This window comes from Streptomyces sp. KR55, assembly GCF_052245645.1.
In the GTDB taxonomy this organism is placed as follows: Bacteria; Actinomycetota; Actinomycetes; order Streptomycetales; family Streptomycetaceae; genus Streptomyces; species Streptomyces flavusporus.
This window is the reverse complement of sequence record NZ_JBQQCE010000708.1, coordinates 1-3,411: the sequence shown is the minus strand read 5'-3', so window position 1 is coordinate 3,411 and position 3,411 is coordinate 1. Positions and strand designations below refer to the sequence as shown.

At 72.4% G+C, this 3,411-nt stretch carries 3 protein-coding genes and 2 pseudogenes; 3 read left to right on the top strand and 2 right to left on the bottom strand.

What is annotated here, in order from left to right:
* Both ACTWQJ_RS48710 and ACTWQJ_RS48705 read right to left on the bottom strand, forming a co-directional pair.
* Positions 1-317, bottom strand: a pseudogene (locus tag ACTWQJ_RS48710) (ATP-dependent DNA ligase); the annotation flags it as partial.
* A 246-nt stretch (positions 318-563) separates the two neighbouring features.
* Positions 564-1,499, bottom strand: a complete 936-nt coding sequence (locus ACTWQJ_RS48705; RefSeq protein WP_443312781.1) for an NAD(P)/FAD-dependent oxidoreductase — start codon at positions 1,497-1,499, stop codon at positions 564-566.
* Positions 1,500-1,578: 79 nt separating this feature from the next.
* Here ACTWQJ_RS48705 and ACTWQJ_RS48700 point away from each other — a divergent pair, with 79 nt between their 5' ends.
* From ACTWQJ_RS48700 to ACTWQJ_RS48690, 3 genes and pseudogenes are all read left to right on the top strand, one after another.
* Positions 1,579-2,151, top strand: a complete 573-nt coding sequence (locus tag ACTWQJ_RS48700; RefSeq protein WP_385508971.1) for a helix-turn-helix domain-containing protein — start codon at positions 1,579-1,581, stop codon at positions 2,149-2,151.
* A 105-nt stretch (positions 2,152-2,256) separates the two neighbouring features.
* The gene (locus tag ACTWQJ_RS48695) at positions 2,257-3,222 is read left to right on the top strand and encodes an NADPH:quinone oxidoreductase family protein (protein ID WP_443312780.1); all 966 of its coding nucleotides are present in this window, start codon (positions 2,257-2,259) and stop codon (positions 3,220-3,222) included.
* Positions 3,219-3,411, top strand: a pseudogene (locus tag ACTWQJ_RS48690) (acyl-CoA dehydrogenase family protein); the annotation flags it as partial. The gene ACTWQJ_RS48695 and the pseudogene ACTWQJ_RS48690, both read left to right, overlap by 4 nt.

Sequence of the window (3,411 nt, the reverse complement as noted above, 5' to 3'; positions counted from 1 at the left end):
CCCATCAACTCCCCGACCAGCCGGGCCCGTTCGGCCTGCGAGCCGGTGCCGGTGACCTTGCCGATCCGGGTGAGCCGGGCGTCCACCTCGCGCACGGTCAGGGTCGGCTCGGTGGCCGGGGCGACCCGGCGGCTCAGCACCTTCCAGCCGATGCCGAGCCGCCCCTGCGGGAGCCGGCCCGCGAGGTAGGGGATGACGATCGGCACGTCGTCCGCCTCCGCGTCCCGGAACAACTCGGCGAGCAGGGCGATCTTGCGGGACCGCGCCGAGGTGGCGGCGACCTCCCAGGACACGTCGGCGAGCCGGGTCAGCAGCATGCAGTCATGGTGCAACGGGGAGGCGGGGCCTGTCCGGCGGAGCAGGTCGCAGGCAAGTGACGGTGCCTGGGCAGTGCCGGTGAACGGGGTCTGGTGCGTGCAGCTGCAAGGCGGAGGAGGGAGTCGACGCGATGGGGGCCCCTCCCGCGCGAGCGAAGTCGAGCGTGGGGGAGTTAGCGACTGACGACAACGCGGCAGATGGGCGTGCCAGACCCCGCGTCTGCGGCATGATCCGCCGGGCAGGCTCTACACCCGCACGGCCGCGTCGAGGTCGGTCATCAGCAGTTCCCCGTTGATCGTGGCGCCCGCGCGGTAGCCGCCGCTCGCCGCGTTCACGACCTGCTCCGCGAACCCCATGGCGTTGCCCGCGGCCCACACGCCGGCCACGGTCGTCCTGCCCGTTGCGTCGACCACGGGGTAGGCGCCGAACGGGGTCTCGTTCAGCTCGGCGCCGAGCCGCTGAAGCAAGCCGGTCTGCGGGACGGCGCGGGGCGCGACGAACAGCACCTCGCGGGCGTGGGTCGTACCGTCCGCGAGCCGGACCCCGGTGAGCCGGTCGTCCTCCACCACCAGGCCGGCGACCTCACCGGGCACCACGTCCACCCCGGCCGCGGCGAGGCGGCGCAGGTCGTCGTCCGTCAGGTCGTCCTCGGCGACCTCATGCAGGAAGAAGGTGACGTCCTTGGACCACTGGGTGACGACCAGCGCTTGGTGCACGCTGAGCGGGCTGGTGGCGAGCACGCCGAAGGCCTGGTCGCGCACCTCCCAGCCGTGGCAGTAGGGGCAGTGCAGCACATCCCGCCCGAACCGTTCGGCGACCCCGGGGACCGTCGGCAGTTCGTCCCTGAGCCCGGTGGTGACGACGAGCCGCCGGGCGCGCACGGTCCGTCCGCTCGCGAGCTCGACGGTGAAGTGCTCGCCCTCGCCCTCGGTGACGTCGACGGCGGTGTCCCGGACGAGGTCGACGCCGTACCGCGCGATCTCCTCGCGGCCGATCGCCAGGAAGTCGGCGGGCGGCATGCCGTCCCGCGACAGATAGCCCTGCATGTGGGCCGCCGGTGCGTTGCGGGGCTCGCCGGCGTCGACGACCAGGGTGCGGCGCCTGGCTCGCCCCAGGACGAGCGCGGCGGACAGGCCGGCCGTGCCGCCGCCGACGACGATCACTTCGTATGTCTCGGTCATGGTGACCACCTCCACGACAGAAGGTCGCCCCACCGGTACCGTGTTGACAAATGTCTTTGCTGAAACTGCAATACGAGGCATGAGTACCGATGACGTTCTGGCAGGCGTGGGTCCGCGGCTGCGGAGGATCCGGAAGGAACGGGAGGTCACGCTCTCCGGGCTGTCCGAGGCGACCGGCATCTCGGTGAGCACGCTCTCCCGGCTGGAGTCCGGGCTGCGCAAGCCCAGCCTGGAGCTGCTCCTGCCGATCGCGCAGGCCCATCAGGTGCCCCTGGACGAGCTGGTCGGTGCGCCTCCCGTCGGGGATCCGCGGGTGCGGGCCAAGCCGATCGAGATGCACGGCCGCACCCACTGGCCGCTCACCCGCCAGCCCGGCGGACTCCAGGCCTTCAAGGTGCTCGAACCGCAGCGCAGGCTCGAACCCGACCCGCGCACGCACGAGGGCTACGAGTGGCTGTACGTCCTGTCCGGGCGGCTGCGGCTGGTGCTGGGGGAGCACGACGTGGTGCTCACGGCGGGGGAGGCCGCCGAGTTCGACACGCGCGTGCCGCACTGGTTCGGGTCGACGGGGGAGGGGCCGGTGGAGTTCCTGAGCCTGTTCGGGCCGCAGGGGGAACGGATGCATGTGCGGGCGCGGCCCAAGCGGGCGTGACCTGTTCCGGCCTGCGTGACGTACGCGACTGTTCCCTGATGGGCAAGCGACCGCTTAGTATGCGATCGACCCCGGTCGGACGAGGAAGTCGCGTGGAGGCCCCGCATGCAGGCATGGCAGGTGCACGAGAACGGCGAGCCGGGCGAGGTGATGCGCCTCGCGGACGTGGCGCCGCCCACGCCCGGCGACGGCCAGGTCCTGCTCAGAGTACGGGCCGCGAACATCAACTTCCCTGACGCCCTGCTGTGCCGGGGTCAGTACCAGGTGCGGCCCCCGCTGCCCTTCACGCCGGGCGTGGAGATCTGCGGCGAGACCGAGGACGGCCGCCGCGTGATCGCCAACCCGGTGCTGCCGTACGGCGGTTTCGCCGAGTACACCGTCGCGGACGCCGCCGCAACTCTGCCCGCGCCCGACGCGCTGGACGACGCGGAGGCCGCCGCCCTGCACATCGGCTACCAGACGGGCTGGTTCGGCCTGCACCGCCGGGCCCGGCTGGAGGCCGGCGAGACCCTGCTCGTCCACGCTGCCGCAGGAGGGGTCGGCAGCGCGGCCGTGCAGCTCGGCAAGGCGGCCGGCGCCACGGTCATCGGTGTCGTCGGCGGTGCCGAGAAGGCCGCCGTCGCCCGCGAGCTGGGCTGCGACGTGGTGATCGACCGGCGTGCCACGGATGTCGTCGCGGCCGTGAAGGAGGCCACCGGCGGCCGGGGCGCCGACGTGATCTACGACCCGGTCGGCGGGGAGGCCTACGCCCAGTCCGCCAAGACCGTCGCCTTCGAGGGGCGGATCGTGGTCGTCGGCTTCGCGAGCGGATCGATCCCCAGCCCCGCGCTCAACCACGCCCTGGTGAAGAACTACTCGATCCTCGGCCTGCACTGGGGCCTGTACAACACCAAGAACCCGAAGCTGGTCCAGCACTGCCACGAGCAGCTCACCGAGCTGGCCGCGCAGGGCGCCATCAAGCCGCTGGTGAGCGAGCGGGTGCCGCTCAGCGGGGCCGCGGCCGCCGTGCAGCGGGTCGCGGACGGCGTCACGACCGGCAGGATCGCCGTCGTCATGGAGGAGGCAGCATGATCGACGCCACGGAACTGCACAGCCGCACACAGGAGTTGCTGGCCGCACATCCACCGGCCACCACGGACCGGCTCGACTTCCTCAGGGCCCGCTTCGACGCCGGGCTCGCCTGGGTGCACTACCCCGAGGGACTCGGCGGACTCGGTGCCCCGCGCTCCCTCCAGGCCGTCGTGGACGCCGAGTTGGAGG